Here is a 17,550-nt window from a genome sequence, read left to right on the forward strand (position 1 = left end):
GCACCGGCCCCTGCTGGACGACATCCCGGCTGAGGGCGACCCGTTTCCTCAAACAGATAAGGAAAAACACGATGTCGATTACTGCCGAGCGCAAACAGGAATTGATGGGTGAATTCGCAACCGCCAAGGGCGATACCGGGTCTCCGGAAGTCCAAGTGGCCATCCTTTCCGAGCGCATCAAGAACCTGACCGACCATTTCAAGGACCACAAGAAGGATAACCATTCCCGCCGTGGTCTGCTCGCTCTCGTCTCCCAGCGCCGCAGCCTGCTTGATTATCTCAAGCGCAAGGACGACGCGCGCTACCAGACGCTGATCGAGAAGCTCGGTCTGCGCCGTTGACGAATTGACCGGCGGGCTTTCTTCGGAGGGCCCGCCGGTCGCGCATTCTGCCAGTCGCATCGACTGGCCAGACCCGGTTTCGAGCACGCAGAGGGCCACTCGAAACCGCCCATGGACGGTCATGGGGCAGGATTGCAGGACGCTCGCGCGCTCGCAGCGCTAAAACCACCCGAGCTTCCCGTTGTCTTGCCCGTGGCTGCCCGAGAAAGGAAGCCAGGGAAAGGGCATCCGCGCACCGTGAAACGGCGCGGCCCTTTCCGCTTATTAAGGACAAGACATGTTCAATCACCACAAAGTGGAAATCGAATGGGGCGGTCGCCCGCTCATCCTCGAAACCGGCAAGATCGCGCGCCAGGCCGACGGCGCGGTGCTCGCGACCTACGGTGAGACCAAGGTTCTCGCCACCGTCGTTTCGATGAAGGAGCCGAAGCCAGGCCTCGATTTCTTCCCGCTGACCGTCAACTACCAGGAAAAGACCTACGCCGCCGGCAAAATCCCGGGCGGCTATTTCAAGCGCGAAGGCCGTCCGAGCGAAAAGGAAACGTTGGTTTCCCGCCTCATCGACCGCCCGATCCGCCCGCTTTTCGCCGCAGGCTACAAAAACGACACCCAGATCGTCGTCACCGTCGTCCAGCATGACCTCGAGAACGATCCCGACATCCTGTCGATCGTCGCCACCTCGGCGGCCCTGACCCTTTCGGGCGTTCCCTTCATGGGCCCGATCGGCGGCGCCCGCGTCGGCTACATCAACGGCGAATACGTGCTCAACCCGCATGTCGACGAGATGCAGGAATCCAAGCTCGACCTCGTCGTCGCCGGCACCACCGACGCCGTTCTGATGGTCGAGTCCGAAGCCAAGGAACTTGGCGAAGAGCTGATGCTCGGTGCCGTCATGTTCGGCCACAAGGGCTTCCAGCCGGTCATCGATGCCATCATCAAGCTGGCCGAAGTTGCCGCCAAGGAGCCGCGCGACTTCACCGCGCCGGACTATTCCGCGCTCGAAGCCGAAATGCTGAAGATCGTCGAAGGCGAGCTTCGCGATGCTTACAAGAACACCGACAAGCAGAAGCGCTACGCCGCCGTCGACGCCGTCAAGGCGAAGGTCAAGGCCGCGTTTGCTCCGGCTGAGGGCGAAGACGCCAAGTACACGTCCGAGCAGATCGGCGCCGTGTTCAAGGAACTCCAGGCCAAGGTCGTGCGCTGGAACATCCTCGACACCGGCTCGCGCATCGATGGCCGCGACCTCAAGACGGTCCGCAAGATCGTCTCCGAAGTCGGCGTCCTGCCGCGCACCCACGGTTCGGCGCTGTTCACCCGCGGCGAGACCCAGGCACTGGTCGTTGCCACGCTCGGCACCGGCGAGGACGAGCAGTATGTCGATTCGCTGACCGGCATGTACAAGGAGAAGTTCCTCCTTCACTACAACTTCCCCCCCTACTCGGTCGGTGAAACCGGCCGCATGGGTTCGCCGGGCCGCCGCGAAATCGGCCATGGCAAGCTCGCCTGGCGCGCTATCCGCCCGATGCTGCCGAGCGCTGACCAGTTCCCCTACACGCTGCGCGTCGTCTCGGAGATCACCGAGTCCAACGGCTCGTCGTCGATGGCGACCGTCTGCGGCACCTCGCTGGCGCTGATGGATGCCGGTGTTCCGCTGGCCAAGCCAGTTGCCGGTATCGCCATGGGCCTGATCAAGGAGGGCGAGCGTTTCGCTGTTCTCTCCGACATCCTCGGCGACGAGGATCACCTCGGCGACATGGACTTCAAGGTCGCCGGCACCGCCAACGGCATCACCTCGCTGCAGATGGACATCAAGATCGACGGCATCACCGAGGAGATCATGCAGATCGCGCTCGGCCAGGCCAAGGACGGCCGCCTGCATATCCTCGGCGAGATGTCGAATGCGCTCTCCGGCGCGCGTTCGGAACTCGGTGAGTTCGCGCCGCGCATCGAGGTCATGCACATCCCGACCGACAAGATCCGCGACGTCATCGGCTCGGGCGGCAAGGTCATCCGCGAGATCGTCGAAAAGACCGGCGCCAAGATCAACATCGAGGACGACGGCACCGTCAAGATCGCTTCGTCGAACGCCAAGGAGATCGAGGCGGCGAAGAAGTGGATCCACACCATCGTCGCCGAGCCGGAAGTCGGCGAGATCTACGAAGGCACGGTCGTCAAGACCGCCGACTTCGGCGCTTTCGTGAACTTCTTCGGTCCGCGTGACGGTCTCGTCCACATCTCGCAGCTTGCCAACGACCGGGTCGCCAAGACCTCGGACGTCGTCAAGGAAGGCGACAAGGTCTGGGTTAAGCTGATGGGCTTCGACGAGCGCGGCAAGGTCCGCCTGTCGATGAAGGTCGTCGACCAGGCCACCGGCAAGGAACTCGCCCGCGACAAGAAGACCGAAGGCGAAGAAAACGCCGCCTGATCGGCCTGAGATCGTAATCGAAGCGGGCGCGGCTTATGTCGCGCCCGTTTTCATTTTCAGCCTGGGTTTCATTTTTGGCCCGCCTTTCCTCAGGCCTCGCTTCGAGATCGAACAATGTCCGCCGAGCCGCTGAAGACGCTTTTTCATCCCTTTGAGGCCGAGGCGGTTCCGTTGCCGCGAAAAGGCGATCGCGCCCTGTTTCTTGGCGCTGAACCGGGCTTTCGCCCGCCCGAAGGCTTCGAGGCCGAGCTTCACCTCGTACAGGGCTTCCGGCCGCATTTTCGCGCGTTGCAGGCGTCTGGGCTCATCGTCACCGCGCAGGCCGAAGGTGGTGGTTTCGACATGGCACTTGTGCTTGTCGGCCGGCATCGCGGCCTGAACGAATTGCGCCTCGCCGAGGCGCTCGAGCGCGTGGCGCCGGGGGGGTTGATCGTCATTGCCGGCGGCAAGGACGACGGCATCGCCAGCCTGCGCAAGCGTGTAGGCGAACTGGTGCCGCTTGAGGGCCATCTGCCGAAATATCACGGCATCGCCTTCTGGTTCCGCCGGCCTGCCGACCTGGCCGCCGCGCAAGATCTGCGCGCGGCCAATCCCGCTCTGCTGGTGGAAGGCCGGTTTCGCACGGCGCCCGGCATGTTTTCCTTCGATCGGGTCGATACAGGCTCGAGATTACTGGTCGAGAACCTGCCCAATGATCTGCGTGGCAGCGTCGCCGATTTCTGCGCCGGCTGGGGGTATGTGGCTGCCGAGATAGCCGCCCGGGCGCCGGGCATCTCGGCGCTCGACCTCTATGAGGCGGACTTCGCCTCGCTCGAAGCCGCAAAGCTCAATCTGGCAGAGGTTGGCCAGTCAATCACCAGGGAATTCTTCTGGACTGATCTGCTGAAGGAGCCGGTCGAGAAGCGCTATGACGCGATCGCCATGAACCCGCCCTTTCACCGCAGCCGCGCGGCCGAGCCGGAGATCGGCGCCGGCATGATCCGCGCCGCGGCCAAGGCCCTGAAGCCCGGCGGGCGGCTGTTCATGGTGGCCAACCGTCAGCTTCCCTACGAGCCGGTGCTGTCGGCTGCTTTTTCGAGCCATGCCGAGCTTGCCCGCGACGGTATGTTCAAGGTGCTTGTCGCGCGTCGTTAAAGCTTGATCCCGAAAAGTGGGAACCGGTTTTCGAAAAAGATCATGCTCGAGAGAACAGATGCGGCGCCGCGTTCAATGCAGATTGGCGACGCGCCGCGTCTCGTCGGTGACGTGAGCGTCGCCGACCCTGAACCTGAGTGGCGCCGGCCTGCCGAACAGGTAGCCTTGCACCACTTCGCAGCCGGCTGCCCTAAGCAGCGTCGCCTGGCTTTCGGTTTCGACGCCTTCGGCGATGATGCTGACGCCAAGTGCGCGCGAAAGCCCGACGATGGTCGAAACGACTGCGCCGGAGCTGGAGTCCGTGTCGAGGCGGCTGACGAAGGAGCGGTCGATCTTCAGCTTGCCGAACGAGAAGTCGATCAGGTAGCTCAGATTGGAATAGCCGGTGCCGAAATCATCGACGGCAACCGAGATGCCCATGTCTGCCAACTGCTTCAGGATGGTGGCGGCGCGGTCGCGGTCCTGCATCATCGCGGTCTCGGTCACTTCCAGTTCCAGCCGCGACGGCTTGATGCCGGTGCTGGTCATGGTGTCACGCACGATACCGACGAAGTCCTTGGTCATGAACTGCACGGGCGAGATGTTGACGGCGACGAAGCAGTCTTCGGGCAGATGGCGCGCGTCGCTGCAGGCCTTGCGCAGCACCCACTCTCCGATCGGACCGATCATGCCGGTTTCCTCGGCGATCGGAATGAACTCCATCGGCGGGATCATGCCGCGTTCGGGATGCCGCCAGCGGATCAGCGCTTCATAGCCAACGATGCGGCCGGTTGGGAGATCGAGCTGCGGCTGGTAGTGAAGGTCGAAGTCGCCCCGCTCGAAGGCAACGTTCAGCTCGGATTCGACCCACTGGCGATGGTCGGCGACCCTGCCCATTTCCGCGTGGAAGACCGACCAGTTGCCGAGGCCGCTGGCGCGCGCATTCTGCAGCGCCAGATTGGAGCGGCGCAGGATGAGGACGGGATCGACACCGTCTTTTGGCATCGCCACGATGCCTACCGACAGGCTGACCGATTGCATGTGCGTGCTGAGCTCATAGGGCTCCATCATCTCGTCGATGAGCCTCTCGGTGGCACTTTCCAGTGACCCTGACACCTGATTGTCGGGGAGGAGGATCGCGAATTCACCGGCGCCGATACGTCCGATCACCGCCCGTTGCGGTAGGCAAGTCTTCAATCGCTTGGTGAACTCACGGATCAACTCGTCGCCCTGGCTGTAGCCGATGGCGTCGTTGATCTGCTTGAACCGATCGATGTCGACGTCGATGAGGAACACCGGCTCGCCGGTCCGGCTCGTCGCGCATGCCGCCTCGGCGATCTTGCCGACCATCGCCGGACGTGCCAGCAGGCCGGTCAGCTTGTCGAATTGGGTTTCCTCGAAGACGAAATCCGCCGATTCATCGACGCCGGCGAAGAAGGACATCGCGGCCACCGACGCCGCCAGTGCGCACAGGGCGGCCATCATCGCGACCATCATGTCCGCCGATATCCCGGCAAAACTATCGCTGAGACCATGCTTCAGGCCCCAGAGTCCGAGGACGAAACTGCCGATACCCGAGCTTGCTATGGTGAGCAGCCGGAACACCGGTGTTCGCTTCGGGTTGCTGACGGCCGACATTGAAAGGTCCCCAGAGTACAGGGCTTTCTAGCGGATATGTCCTTAAAATGAGTTTCCGCGAATGCGTCCAATTTTATTGGACCGGTAGTATTTCTTAGGCGGATTAAAGCGCGTCTCGTTGAAACGGATTTCGTCGGCGCATTTTAAGCTTTTGTTTTTATGCGCGTCGTCGTCCCAAAACCGCTGCGCACTTTTGGGCGCCATGCATTAGTCTCGCCCGTTATCGGTCTGCTTCAATTCATCGAGCGTCGGCATGGAAACGATGTGATAGCCGGAATCGACATAATGGATTTCGCCGGTAACGCCCGAAGACAGATCGGACAACAGATAAAGCGCGGAACCGCCGACCTCGTCGATGGTCACGGTGCGGCGCAGCGGCGAGTTGCGCTGCTGGTAGGAGAACATGTGGCGCGCATCGGAAATCCCCGCGCCGGCGAGCGTGCGCACCGGTCCTGCCGATATGCCGTTCACCCGGATACCGCGCGGACCGTAGTCGTTGGCGAGGTAACGCACACTCGCCTCCAGCCCGGCCTTGGCGACGCCCATGACATTGTAGTTCGGCATGACACGGACCGAACCCGCATAGGTCAGCGTGATCATCGATCCGCCGTCCTTCATCAAGGCGGCCGCATGACGGGCGACCTCGGTGAAGGAATAGCAGGAGATCACCATGGTGCGGACGAAATTGTCCCGGCTGGTGTCGGCGTAGAGGCCCTTCAGTTCGTTCTTGTCGGAAAAGCCGATGGCGTGGACGACGAAATCAAGCCCGCCCCAGGCATTCCCCAGGGTTTCGAAGGTGGCGGCGACCGAAGCGCTGTCCTCGACGTCGCACGGCATGACCAGCGAGGCGCCGAGCTTGTCGGCGAGTGGCTTTACCCGGCGCCTGAAGGCGTCACCCTGATAGGTGAAGGCGAGGTCCGCCCCATGTTCGGACAATTTCCGGGCGATGCCCCAGGCGATCGAATGATCGTTGGCGACACCCATGACAAGCCCGCGCTTGCCCTTCATCAATCCGTCCATGGCCGCCAATCCTTATGAAAACAACGCTGGCCTTACGCGGAATAGCGCTGGAAAATGAGCGTTGCGTTGGTGCCACCGAAGCCGAACGAATTTGACAAAACAGTGTCGATCTTGGCGTTGTCGATACGCTTTCGCACGATCGGCATGCCCTCGAATTCGGGGTCGAGGGTCTCGATATGGGCACTCTCGCCGATGAAACCGCCTTGCATCATCAGGATCGAGTAGATGGATTCCTGCACGCCGGCGGCGCCCAGAGAATGGCCGGTCAGCGATTTCGTCGACGTGATGTACGGCATCTCTTGGCCGAACACCTCGCGGATCGCGGCCATTTCCTTGGAATCTCCCACCGGCGTCGACGTGCCATGCGTGTTGATGTAGTCGACCGGTGTGGAAACTGTCGCCATTGCCTGGCGCATGCAGCGGACCGCGCCTTCGCCGGATGGCGCCACCATGTCGAAGCCGTCCGAGGTCGCGCCATAGCCGACGATCTCGGCGTAGATCTTGGCGCCGCGCGCCTTGGCATGTTCCAGCTCTTCCAGCACCAGCACGCCGGCGCCGCCGGCGATGACGAAGCCGTCGCGATTGGCGTCATAGGCGCGCGAGGCGGCGGATGCCCGGTCGTTGAATTTCGACGACATGGCGCCCATGGCGTCGAACAGGTCGGACATCGTCCAGTCGAGGTCCTCGTGACCGCCGGCAAAGACCATGTCCTGCTTGCCCCACTGGATCAGTTCGTAGCCATTGCCGATGCAATGCGCCGAGGTCGAGCACGCCGACGAGATCGAGTAGTTGACGCCGTGGATCTTGAACCATGTGGCAAGCGTTGCCGATGCGGTCGACGACATCGCTTTCGGCACCGCGAACGGACCGATGCGCTTGGGGCTGTTGTTCTTCAGCGTGATCTCTGCCGCCTCGACGATGGTGCTGGTCGATGGTCCGCCCGATCCCATGACGATGCCGGTGCGCTCATTGGTGATGTCGCTCTCGCCGAGGCCGGCATCCGCGATCGCCTGATCCATGGCGACGTGGTTCCAGGCGGCACCTTTCGACAGGAAGCGCATCGCACGACGATCGATCATCGCGGATGGATCGAGCGTCGGCGCTCCCCAGACCTGGCAGCGGAAGCCATGCTCGGCGAAGGAATCGGAGAAGCTGATGCCGGATCTGGCGTCATGCAGCGAGGTTTGCACCTCGTTGGCATTGTTGCCGATCGACGACACGATGCCGATGCCTGTGACTACGACACGTCTCATTCGCAACTCCTTCCAGGGGGTCAGCCGGGGATGCCGGTCAGCCGACCGCCGACTGCTTGGACAGACCGACCTTCAAATCCGTTGCCGCGTATATGGGTTCGCCATCAGCTTTCAGCCAGCCATCGGCGATGCCGAGCACCAGCCGGCCGCGCATCACGCGCTTGAAGTCGATCCCATACTCGACCTTCTTCACCGAGGGCGTCACCATGCCCTTGAATTTTACCTCACCTGTCGACAGCGCCATTCCCTTGCCGGGTTCTCCGAGCCAGCCGAGATAGAAGCCCGTCAATTGCCACATGGCGTCGAGGCCGAGGCACCCGGGCATGATCGGATTGCCGATGAAATGGCAGGCAAAGAACCACAGGTCCGGCTTGATGTCGAATTCCGCGCGGATGAAGCCCTTGTCGAAGGTGCCGCCCGTCTGGCTGATCTCGGTGATACGGTCGAACATCAGCATGGGCGGATAGGGAAGCTGGGCATTGCCCGGTCCGAACAGTTCGCCGCGGGCGCAGGCCAGCAATTCCTCGTAGTCGTAGCTGGATTTCGATCCCGCCATCAATTTCGTCCCCACATCGTTCCGGGCTATCGGGCGCCCTTGTCGTTGGTTTCCTAACACAATCTGTTTCAGGCCGGAAACCGGCGTTTGCGCTTAACCTGCTCGTCCGCCCGGGTCAATGCGCGCTATTGATCGCATTCGGACGACAGAATATATGTCAGCAGGGGTCCGGTTTCGGCAGACATTCATTTTTTTGCCATTCTGGGCGTGTCTTAGGGCGGAACTGTGGGGTTCGACGAGAAGATGGGCCTGGACGGTCGGAAGGAAAATGTCACTGTGGACAAGCGGGTCCGTGAAGCCGGCCTGAGGCCGACACGCCAGCGCATTGCGCTGGCCGACCTGCTTTTCGCCAAGGGCGACCGCCATCTGTCGGCCGAGGAACTACACGAGGAGGCGGTCGCCGCCGGCGTGCCGGTGTCCCTGGCCACCGTCTACAATGCCCTTCACCAGTTCACCCAGGCGGGCCTGTTGCGCATCCTCGCCGTCGAGGGCGCGAAGACCTATTTCGACACCAACACCTCCGACCACCACCATTTCTACATCGAAGGTGAAAACCGCATATTCGACATCGACAGCGGTCCGGTGACGGTCGCCAACCTGCCGGAGCCGCCGGAGGGGATGGAAATCGCCAATGTCGACATCGTGGTGAGGCTGCGCCCCAAGCGCTGCGAATGACCGGCGACGCCCGAATGAACGGCAAGGCCGGAATGATCGGCCAAGAATGATCGGCCAGGAATGAAACCCCTCGACCTGACAATTCGGCTCGAATGGGCCATCGTTGCGGTGGCTGCCATCGTCTTCTACGGGTCAACCGGCATAAGCTGGTGGCTTTTCGGACTGCTTATCCTGGCGCCTGACCTGTCCATGTCAGGCTATCTGGCGGGGCCGCGCGCCGGTGCCCTTGCCTACAACGCCTTGCATATCCTGATCGTGCCCGTGCTGCTTCTGCTTGCCGGTCACCTGTCCGGCAGAGTGACCGCGACGGCGCTTGCATTGATCTGGATCGCCCACATCGCCATCGATCGTGCGCTGGGCTACGGCCTGAAGCTGTCAACCGGCTTTCAGGACACGCATCTGGGCCGTATCGGCCGCTAAGAGGCTGTTTGGAAACTCTTTGGTCCGGAACGATCGTGGTCAAACGGTCAAAAAATCAGTCCTTGACCCGTTCACCGGGATAGGCGCCCCAGACCAGCGACTGGGCGAGCCAGCCGGTGTGGCCCTCGAACGTCATTTCGCACCACTGGCCGTCGCAGGACTTGATCGTGCCCATGACGCCAGGCTCCACCATCGCGACGACCCTTGCGTCATTTTCAGGGCTGTTGAGAAGGTTGACCTGGGCGCCCTTGCCCCGCTGCCACGGGGCGACGATTGCGGTGCGCCGGCCGGAAAGCAGCGACTGGTTGATCCAGCCCTCCGAACCGTCGGCATCGCGTACGCGGCGCCATGTATCGAATTCCTGGATGATCTCCATCGGCAGGCCGGCCTTCATATACATCCAGTCGACCGAGTAGTTGGCGCCGGGCCCGACGCGCGAGTTGACGCGGCCGGATTTCAGGCTGACGAATCGCGGCAGCGGCAGACCGCTCGGGCCAAGCGTGACGACGCTCTGGGCAGGTGCTGCCGCACTCTGCGCCGCGGCAAGCGGAGAATAAAGCAGAGCGCCGAGAAATGCTGCACTGAGGGTCAGGCGAAGCGACGCGAAACCAGACACTTTCGTTCCTTTCGGCGCTTGCCTTGGCGCCCCTTTTTCTTTGTCTTCGGCGGCACCGCTTGTTACATGGGGTAATCGGCACCGCGACCGGCTTTCAGTTTCGCCGGTCTTGGTTAAAGAGGTCTCAACGAGATCGGGGTACGAGGAAACAATGGCAGGCAAAAAGAAGCCTCTCGTGGTCATCACGCGAAAGCTGCCCGACCCGGTCGAGACCCGCATGCGCGAACTGTTCGACGCCCGGCTGAATGTCGAGGACAGGCCGATGACGCAGCCGGAGCTGGTCGCGGCGGTCAAGGAAGCCGACGTGCTGGTGCCGACGGTGACCGATCAGATCGACGCGGCGCTAATCGCCCAGGCCGGCGACAATCTCAAGCTGATCGCCAATTTCGGCAATGGCGTCGACAAGATCGATGTCACGGCGGCAGCCAGGAAGGGCATCACCGTCACCAACACGCCCAATGTGCTGACCGAGGACACCGCCGACATGACCCTGGCGCTGATGCTGGCGGTGCCGCGGCGTCTGGCGGAAGGCGCCAACGTGCTCACCGGCGACAAGAAATGGGCCGGCTGGTCGCCGACCTGGATGCTTGGCCGCCGCATCTGGGGCAAGCGGCTCGGCATTGTTGGCATGGGGCGCATCGGTACCGCGGTCGCGAGGCGCGCCAAGGCCTTCGGCCTGTCGATCCACTACCACAACCGCCATCGCGTGCTACCGGCCGTGGAAGACGAGCTGGAGGCGACCTATTGGGAAAGCCTCGACCAGATGCTGGCCCGCATGGACATTATTTCAGTCAATTGCCCGTCAACGCCGGCGACCTTCCATCTGCTTTCGGCGCGGCGGTTGGCGCTGCTGCAGCCTACGGCCTACGTCGTCAACACCGCGCGCGGCGACATCATCGACGAAGAGGCGCTGGTGAAGATGATCCAGGACGGCAAGCTCGCCGGAGCCGGCCTCGACGTCTACGAGCACGAGCCGGCACTGAACGGCAAGCTGCTGAAGCTCGCCGCCAAGGGCAAGGTCGTGCTCCTGCCGCATATGGGCTCGGCGACGCTCGAAGGCCGCATCGACATGGGCGAAAGGGTCATCATCAACATCCGCGCATTCGTCGACGGCCACCGGCCGCCGGATCGCGTGCTGCCGCTCAGAACCTGACACCAGCCTTCGAACGAAAGTCCAGGCTTACGCAAGGACCTTGCGCATGGTGATCGAGGTCGGCCAGATGTAGCCCTCATGCGCCGTCCGTTCGGTCTCGTGAAAGCCGAGGCGGGCAAAGGCAGCATGGTTTCCGGTCAACTCGATCCGCGTCTGAAGTTCGACCGCAGCCTTGCCGCGGCTGCGGGCAAGATCCTCGACCGCCAGCATCAGCCGCCGGCCAATGCCTTGTCCCTGACAATCCGGCGCGACGGCGAGCTTACCGACGTAAAATTCCGCTGTCCTTTCAAGGGCAAAAACGCAGCCCACGATCCTGTCCCCCTCGAAGGCCACGAATCCGGTCTCACACCGCGCCTTGTCGCGTAAAGTTTCGGCGGTCAGCAGATGCGCCGAGGAGGGCGGGTCGATGACACCGTCCATGGTGGCGAACGCGTGCATGATCAGTGCGAGCACATCGTCCCAACGGTCGAAATCGGCCGGGATCCGCGTGATGGAAACAGCTTCGGTCCGATCCACGATATCAGCTTCTCTTGTAGCGGATCGTATCGAAGCGCGCGGCCAGCCCATCATAGAGCAGTAGCCGGCCGACCAGCGGCTCGCCGATGCCGGTGATCAGCTTGATCGCCTCCATCGCCTGCAGCGTGCCGACAACACCGGTCAGCGCACCAAGCACCCCGGCCTCGGCACAGGACGGCACCAGGCCAGGCGGCGGCGCTTCCGGAAACAGATCGCGATAGCCCGGATTTGGCTTCCCGTCCTTGCCGTCTTCAAATGGCTTCAGCACGGTCACCGAACCATCGAAGCGTCCGACGGCGGCGTGCACCAGCGGTTTCCTCTCGCTCGCGCAGGCGTCGGCCACCGTATAGCGGGTTTCAAAATTGTCGGAACCATCAACGACGATGTCGTAACGGGCGACGAGGGCAGGGGCGTTGTCCGCGGTCAGCCGGAACGCGTGTATCTCGACAGCGGTGTTGGGATTGATGCGCGCGATTGCCGCCTTGGCACTATCGGTTTTCAGCATGCCGACGGTGTCGGTGCCGTGAATGACCTGGCGCTGCAGGTTGGAAAGCGACACGGTGTCATCGTCGATCACGCCGAGCGTGCCGACGCCGGCGGCGGCAAGATATTCGAGCACCGGCGCACCCAGTCCGCCGGCGCCGATCACCAGCACCCGCGCCTGCTTCAGCCTCTGCTGGCCGGCGCCGCCGACCTCGGGCAGCACGATGTGGCGGGCATAGCGTTCGATCTCGTCGGCGGTCAGGGTGGCAGTGGTCATTACCGGACCATATAGCGGCTGAAAAACCTTGTCAGGAGCTAATGCATGGCGCCCAAAAGTGTGAAGCGCTTTTGGGACCACGCCATGCATAAACCCGATGCATGGCGCCCAGAAATGTCAGCGGTTTTGGGACGACGACATACTTAGACAAAGATTTAGATCGTTGGCCCAACCGTGCCGTGGTCGACAGTCAGGAATTGCGCACGCCCCTTGAGACTGGAAAACAGCGCTGCATCGGTCCCGGTCATGAATGCCTGGCAGTTCAGGTCTTCGAGGATGGAAAACAGCGCCGCGCGCCGCCCGCCATCCAGATGTGCGGCGATTTCGTCGAGCAGCAGGATCGGTGTCATGCCTGACATCTCGCCCGTCAGCCGGGCGTGCGACAGGACGATGCCGACCAGCAGCGCCTTCTGCTCACCCGTCGAGCAGAGTTCGGCCGGCATTGCCTTGGGACGGTGCCGAACCACCAGATCCGAACGGTGAGGTCCCTCGAGCGTGCGCCCGGCGGCGCGGTCGCGGTCACGACCCTCGGCAAGCGTCCGGCGGAACCGCTCCTCGACATCGACGGCCGGAGCGATGGCAATTTCGGCCTCCAGGTCACCCGAAAGGCCGATATCGGCCTGCGGAAACGGTCCAGTGTCGGGCAGCCTGTCGATCATCGCGGCCAGCAGGCGCACCATCTCGGCGCGTGCGGCGGCGATTGCCACACCGGTTTCGGCCATTTGTGTCTCGATCGCGTCGAACCAGCGGTCGTCCCGGGAGCCTTCAACAAGCAACCGATTGCGGCCGCGCATCGCCTTTTCGTAGTCGATCGCGCGCTGGCCGTGGCCGGGGTCGATCGCCAGCACCAGCCGGTCGAGAAAGCGCCGGCGATCCGCGGCCGGTCCGGTGAACAAGGCGTCCATCGCCGGCGTCAGCCACACCACGCGCAGCCACTCCAGCATCTCTTCGGCTGATCGCGCCGAAGCGCCGTTGATACGCACCCGCCTGCCGCCTTCGCCGGCACTGTCGCCACCTGAAATGCCAGTACCGATCTCGACCTGGCCGTCGGGCCCATCGAGCCGGGCGTGCAGGGCAAAGCCGCCGTCGCCGCCTTCGCGCGCGACATCCGCATAAGGCGCGCGGCGCAAGCCGCGTCCCGGCGTCAGCAAGGAGATCGCTTCGAGAAGATTGGTCTTGCCGGCACCGTTGTCGCCGGAAAAGACCACGGCACCAGGCACCAAGTCGATCGCCAACCCCGCATAGTTGCGGAAATTAGTAAGTGTAAGCTTACTTATGTGAGTCTGTGCCGGCAACCGCTATCCGCCTAAAGAGCGGTTCGTCGTTTCACGGAAACGCAGAATCGCTCCAACTCTTTGTTTTGACGCAATTCCGGGCGGAAAACCGTTTCATACTTTTCCTGGAATTGCTCTGGAAGTCGCCGCAACCATCGTTCTCGCTGCCGGTCCAGTCGTGGCGCCGGATTGGTGACGCCGCGCCGGCTAGACCCGCATCGGCATCAGCACATAAAGTGCGGTCTCATCGGCCATGTCGTGGATCAGCGTCGGCGAACCGGCGTCGGCGAGCATGAACTTGGCCTCGGTGCCGGTCAGCTGTGCGGCGACATCGAGCAGGTACTTGGCGTTGAAGCCGATCTCGATCGGATCGGACGAATAGTCGGCGGCCAGTTCCTCGGTGGCGCTGCCTGAATCCGGATTGTTGACCGCAAGCGTCACCTGGCCGTCGCTGATCGAAAGCTTCACCGCGCGGCCACGTTCGGAGGAGATGGTAGAGACGCGATCGACAGCGGCAGCGAAACTTTGGCGGTCGATGATCAGCCTCTTGTCATTACCGGTCGGAATGACCCGCTGATAGTCCGGGAAGGTGCCGTCGATCAGCTTCGAGGTCAAAACCACGCTGCCGATGGTGAAGCGGATCTTGGTGTCCGACAGTTCGGTGGTGACCGCGACATCGGGATCGTCGACCAGCTTCTGCAGTTCGCTCACGGTCTTGCGCGGAATGATGATGCCCGGCATGCCCTCGGAACCCGCCGGTGCGTCGATCTCGGCGCGTGCCAGGCGGTGGCCGTCGGTGGCCACCGAGCGCAGCTTCAGCTTGCCGCCGACCTCGTGCGTGTGCAGGTAGATGCCGTTCAGATAATAGCGCGTCTCTTCGGTGGAGATGGCGAACTGGGTCTTCTCGATCAGGCCCTTCAGGGCAACCGAGTCGAGACGGAAGATATGCGAGAAGGATCCGGCCGAAAGCTCCGGGAAGTCGGATTGCGGCAGGCACTGAAGGCGGAAGCTCGAACGGCCGGACGTCACCGTCATGGCGTTGCCGTCCTCGTCCGTCTTCAGCATCACCTCGGCGCCGTCGGCGAGCTTGCGCACGATGTCGTAGAGCAGATGTGCCGGAACCGTCGTCGCCCCGCCGCGCTCCACCTTTGCGGGCGTCGCTTCCGTCACCTCCAGGTCGAGATCGGTCGCCTTCATTTCGAGGCTGGCGCCCTCGGCACTGAGCAGCACGTTGGACAGGATCGGTATGGTGTTACGCCGCTCGACGACACGGTGGACGTGGTTGAGCGACTTCAGGAGATTTGACCGTTCCAGGATAACACGCATGACGAAACAGGCTCGCTTGAATGAATGACGGGTCACCAGTGGGCGGCGCCCCGCGAAAGGTCTGAACAGGCTCAGAATCTGCGTAAACTGACAGGAAAAAACCAGCAAACGCAAGCCCGCGCCATCGGTTCAGGCCGGCTACGCGGGCTTTCTGGGGATAAAGGCCACGAAGTCCGCGAGCCGGTGTCGCAAAACCAGATTCCGGGTCGCCCCCAGGCGACACCGCGAACCCATTTCGGATCCAGGACCGCACCGGCAAGTCATTGAATTCCGGCGCTGTTCTGGTTTCGACTTGCCCAGACCGGTCAGGCCTGGTCGTTGATCAATCGCCTCAGGAGCTCGAGTTCCTGCGCCAGCGTGTTGTCGTTGCCGGAAAGGTCCTCGATCTTGCGCACGGCGTGCAGCACCGTGGTGTGATCGCGGCCGCCGAAGCGCCGCCCGATCTCGGGCAGCGAGCGCGGCGTCATCACCTTCGACAGGTACATGGCGACCTGCCGCGGCTTGACGATTGTGCGCGTGCGCCGGTTGGACAGCAACTCGGTCTTCGACACGTTGTAGTGGCGCGCGACGATGCGCTGGATGTCCTCGATACGGACCCGCTTCGGCTCGCCGGTGCGATAGATGTGGCCGAGGATCTCGTCGATCCGGTCGATGGTGATCTGCGGTTCGAAGGACTGGCGGAACAACAGCTGATTGAACGCCCCTTCCAGCTCGCGTCCGCTGCCGGTCACGGTACGGGCGACGTGATTGAGGATCTCCTCCGAAATATTGAGCGATGCGTCATCGACCCTGGCGGTGGCAAGGCGCAATTTGAGCATGCCAAGGCGCATGGCGAAATCGGGCGCCGACATTTCAAGCGCGACGCCGCCATTGAGGCGCGACCGGACACGCGGTTCGAGCGATTCCAGTTCCGACGGCGGCCGGTCGGCGGCAACGACGACCTGCTTGGCGCTGTCGAGCAACATGTTGATCAGGTGGCAGAATTCATGCTGGATCGACTTGCCCTGCAGGAACTGCATGTCGTCGATGATGAGCAGGTCGATGTCGCGCAGCTGTTCCTTGAGCGTCAGCGCGTTGTTGTCACGGATCGCGGTGGCGAAGCGCCACATGAAATACTCGGCGGTGAGATAGACGACGCGCGACTTGGGGTTCTGCTTCAGCGATTCCGCGGCGATCGCCTGCAGCAGGTGTGTCTTGCCGAGCCCGACGGTTGCGTGAAGGAAAAGCGGGTTGAAGCGCACCGCGCTCGATTGCGATTCCGCAACTGCCTTGGCGGCGGCGAAGGCCACCCGGTTCGACGGTCCCTCGATGAAGGAGCCGAATGTGTAGCGCGGATCAAGCGGCGAGCCGAGCACATTGTGCCGGAACTCGCTCTCGACCGGCGTGCCCGGGCGCGGTGCCGGTGCACGCTCCGCCCGGCCGGGGCTGGCGGTGCCGGCGGCGAGCGCCGTCTGCGTCTGCCGCGTCATCTTGGCTCGTGCAGGAGCCACCTCCGGCTCGGCCTGGCTGTGCCCCTGGCGGGTCGCGGTGCGCACGACGATCTCGATCTTGAGGAGATCGGGATCCTCCTGCTTCCACAGCTCGGAAATGAGGTCGAGATAGTGACCGTTGATCCATGAGCGCAGGAAGGCGGTGGGCACCGAGATGCGGATGATGCCCTTGGAAGCCTCCGCGACCTTCATGCGGCCGAACCAGCTCGAATAGACTTCGGTTCCCAGGCGCGCCTTCAACTGGGTCTTGACCCGGTCGAATTTCTGTTCCGCGTCGCTGGACACCGCCATGTCGTTTGCTCCGGTCAAAGTTCCAGGAAATGGGAGGTCGCCCGTAAGCTCCCTTTCGATGCCGCTCTGCATGGTCTCTTCCTTGTCCTTCCGTACCTATTTCCACCGGGGGATGCGCCCCTGCATCCGAGTCCCGGCAACTGCGTCGCTACGATGCTTGCTGCCGCCGCCGGCAGATGACATCGCCAATATCCGGGGGAAACCGGTGCCGGCCCATGGAAGCCAGTCCGCGTTCAGGTAAGTCAGGGCAATACAGCGCCGTCCGGCGAAAGTGCGCCGGCGCGCCAACTACCTGCCATGTCTAGTTACGCCAGTCCCCTACCGTATCGAAAAAGACAAACCAAACCCGTCCACGGACTTGATCCGCGTCGCAAATCCCGCCAATTTAAGCTGGCCGTTTCTGGCTGGGTTAAGGGCCGGAGCCCTTCCCTTTCGATAGACCGACATTACCGAAATCGCTGTGGATAGGGCAAGGCCGGGACTAACCGATTTTTAAGGAATCTGGTTACTGAAGGCGGGTTCGAGTGACGTGCCGCAGCGGCACATTTTAACAAAGCCATTGTGATTCAAACTCTTTTCCGGCGAATATGAAAAAGCCGGCCCGTCACGAAATTTTATGAAATAATTCGCTTGACAGCTACTTGTCCCCCATCGCCCCGGCTCGATGTGAACAAGCTGTGGAC

At 62.5% G+C, this 17,550-nt stretch carries 16 protein-coding genes; 6 read left to right on the forward strand and 10 right to left on the reverse strand.

The features are described from left to right. Positions 1 to 29 precede the first annotated feature (29 nt). The 3 genes from rpsO to HNQ71_RS30715 all read left to right on the forward strand — a co-directional run bounded on the left by rpsO (position 30) and on the right by HNQ71_RS30715 (position 3,900). On the forward strand, positions 30 to 341 hold the full coding sequence (rpsO, locus tag HNQ71_RS30705; RefSeq protein ID WP_269470859.1) for a 30S ribosomal protein S15: 312 nt from the start codon (positions 30 to 32) through the stop codon (positions 339 to 341). Positions 342 to 618: 277 nt separating this feature from the next. Further along, positions 619 to 2,766: a polyribonucleotide nucleotidyltransferase gene (gene pnp / locus HNQ71_RS30710; RefSeq protein WP_184877565.1), complete on the forward strand. Its 2,148-nt coding sequence runs from the start codon at positions 619 to 621 to the stop codon at positions 2,764 to 2,766. Between the two features lie 114 nt (positions 2,767 to 2,880). After that, positions 2,881 to 3,900, forward strand: coding sequence for a class I SAM-dependent methyltransferase (locus HNQ71_RS30715; protein WP_184877567.1), 1,020 nt, complete (start codon positions 2,881 to 2,883; stop codon positions 3,898 to 3,900). Positions 3,901 to 3,972: 72 nt separating this feature from the next. Here the strand turns inward: HNQ71_RS30715 and HNQ71_RS30720 are convergent, their stop codons facing one another. The 4 genes from HNQ71_RS30720 to fabA form a co-directional block, all read right to left on the reverse strand. Then, the gene (locus tag HNQ71_RS30720; RefSeq protein WP_184877569.1) at positions 3,973 to 5,517 is read right to left on the reverse strand and encodes a putative bifunctional diguanylate cyclase/phosphodiesterase; all 1,545 of its coding nucleotides are present in this window, start codon (positions 5,515 to 5,517) and stop codon (positions 3,973 to 3,975) included. Between the two features lie 207 nt (positions 5,518 to 5,724). After that, entirely contained in the window at positions 5,725 to 6,537 is an 813-nt protein-coding gene (fabI, locus tag HNQ71_RS30725; protein ID WP_184877571.1) for an enoyl-ACP reductase FabI, read from the reverse strand. Between the two features lie 32 nt (positions 6,538 to 6,569). Next, complete coding sequence (fabB, locus tag HNQ71_RS30730) at positions 6,570 to 7,790, reverse strand: beta-ketoacyl-ACP synthase I (protein ID WP_184877572.1); 1,221 nt, start codon at positions 7,788 to 7,790, stop codon at positions 6,570 to 6,572. 37 nt (positions 7,791 to 7,827) lie between these two features. Further along, the gene (gene fabA, locus HNQ71_RS30735; RefSeq protein ID WP_184877574.1) at positions 7,828 to 8,346 is read right to left on the reverse strand and encodes a 3-hydroxyacyl-[acyl-carrier-protein] dehydratase FabA; all 519 of its coding nucleotides are present in this window, start codon (positions 8,344 to 8,346) and stop codon (positions 7,828 to 7,830) included. Positions 8,347 to 8,589: 243 nt separating this feature from the next. On the opposite strand from fabA, the gene irrA reads away from it, so the two are divergent. Together irrA and HNQ71_RS30745 are read left to right on the forward strand one after the other, a co-directional pair. Next, positions 8,590 to 9,021, forward strand: coding sequence for an iron response transcriptional regulator IrrA (gene irrA / locus HNQ71_RS30740; RefSeq protein WP_184877576.1), 432 nt, complete (start codon positions 8,590 to 8,592; stop codon positions 9,019 to 9,021). A gap of 60 nt (positions 9,022 to 9,081) precedes the next feature. Further along, complete coding sequence (locus HNQ71_RS30745; RefSeq protein ID WP_184877577.1) at positions 9,082 to 9,441, forward strand: DUF4260 domain-containing protein; 360 nt, start codon at positions 9,082 to 9,084, stop codon at positions 9,439 to 9,441. A 55-nt stretch (positions 9,442 to 9,496) separates the two neighbouring features. On the opposite strand, the gene HNQ71_RS30750 is transcribed toward HNQ71_RS30745, so the two are convergent. Next, complete coding sequence (locus HNQ71_RS30750) at positions 9,497 to 10,057, reverse strand: SH3 domain-containing protein (protein WP_184877579.1); 561 nt, start codon at positions 10,055 to 10,057, stop codon at positions 9,497 to 9,499. Positions 10,058 to 10,208: 151 nt separating this feature from the next. Between HNQ71_RS30750 and HNQ71_RS30755 the strand changes: the two genes are divergently transcribed. Beyond that, positions 10,209 to 11,210, forward strand: a complete 1,002-nt coding sequence (locus tag HNQ71_RS30755) for a 2-hydroxyacid dehydrogenase (RefSeq protein WP_184877580.1) — start codon at positions 10,209 to 10,211, stop codon at positions 11,208 to 11,210. 27 nt (positions 11,211 to 11,237) lie between these two features. Here HNQ71_RS30755 and HNQ71_RS30760 read toward each other — a convergent pair whose 3' ends face one another. The 5 genes from HNQ71_RS30760 to dnaA all read right to left on the reverse strand — a co-directional run bounded on the left by HNQ71_RS30760 (position 11,238) and on the right by dnaA (position 16,867). Continuing rightward, the gene (locus tag HNQ71_RS30760) at positions 11,238 to 11,726 is read right to left on the reverse strand and encodes a GNAT family N-acetyltransferase (protein WP_184877582.1); all 489 of its coding nucleotides are present in this window, start codon (positions 11,724 to 11,726) and stop codon (positions 11,238 to 11,240) included. A 4-nt stretch (positions 11,727 to 11,730) separates the two neighbouring features. Beyond that, on the reverse strand, positions 11,731 to 12,486 hold the full coding sequence (locus tag HNQ71_RS30765; protein ID WP_184877584.1) for a molybdopterin-synthase adenylyltransferase MoeB: 756 nt from the start codon (positions 12,484 to 12,486) through the stop codon (positions 11,731 to 11,733). Positions 12,487 to 12,641: 155 nt separating this feature from the next. Further along, complete coding sequence (recF, locus tag HNQ71_RS30770) at positions 12,642 to 13,781, reverse strand: DNA replication/repair protein RecF (RefSeq protein ID WP_184877586.1); 1,140 nt, start codon at positions 13,779 to 13,781, stop codon at positions 12,642 to 12,644. A 186-nt stretch (positions 13,782 to 13,967) separates the two neighbouring features. Then, complete coding sequence (dnaN, locus tag HNQ71_RS30775) at positions 13,968 to 15,086, reverse strand: DNA polymerase III subunit beta (RefSeq protein WP_095082385.1); 1,119 nt, start codon at positions 15,084 to 15,086, stop codon at positions 13,968 to 13,970. A gap of 305 nt (positions 15,087 to 15,391) precedes the next feature. Continuing rightward, a complete protein-coding gene (gene dnaA / locus HNQ71_RS30780) occupies positions 15,392 to 16,867 on the reverse strand; it encodes a chromosomal replication initiator protein DnaA (protein ID WP_343068287.1) in 1,476 nt (491 codons plus the stop codon). Positions 16,868 to 17,550: the final 683 nt, after the last annotated feature.

Origin of the sequence: Mesorhizobium sangaii (assembly GCF_014207355.1) — a bacterium.
GTDB lineage: Bacteria > Pseudomonadota > Alphaproteobacteria > Rhizobiales > Rhizobiaceae > Mesorhizobium > Mesorhizobium sangaii.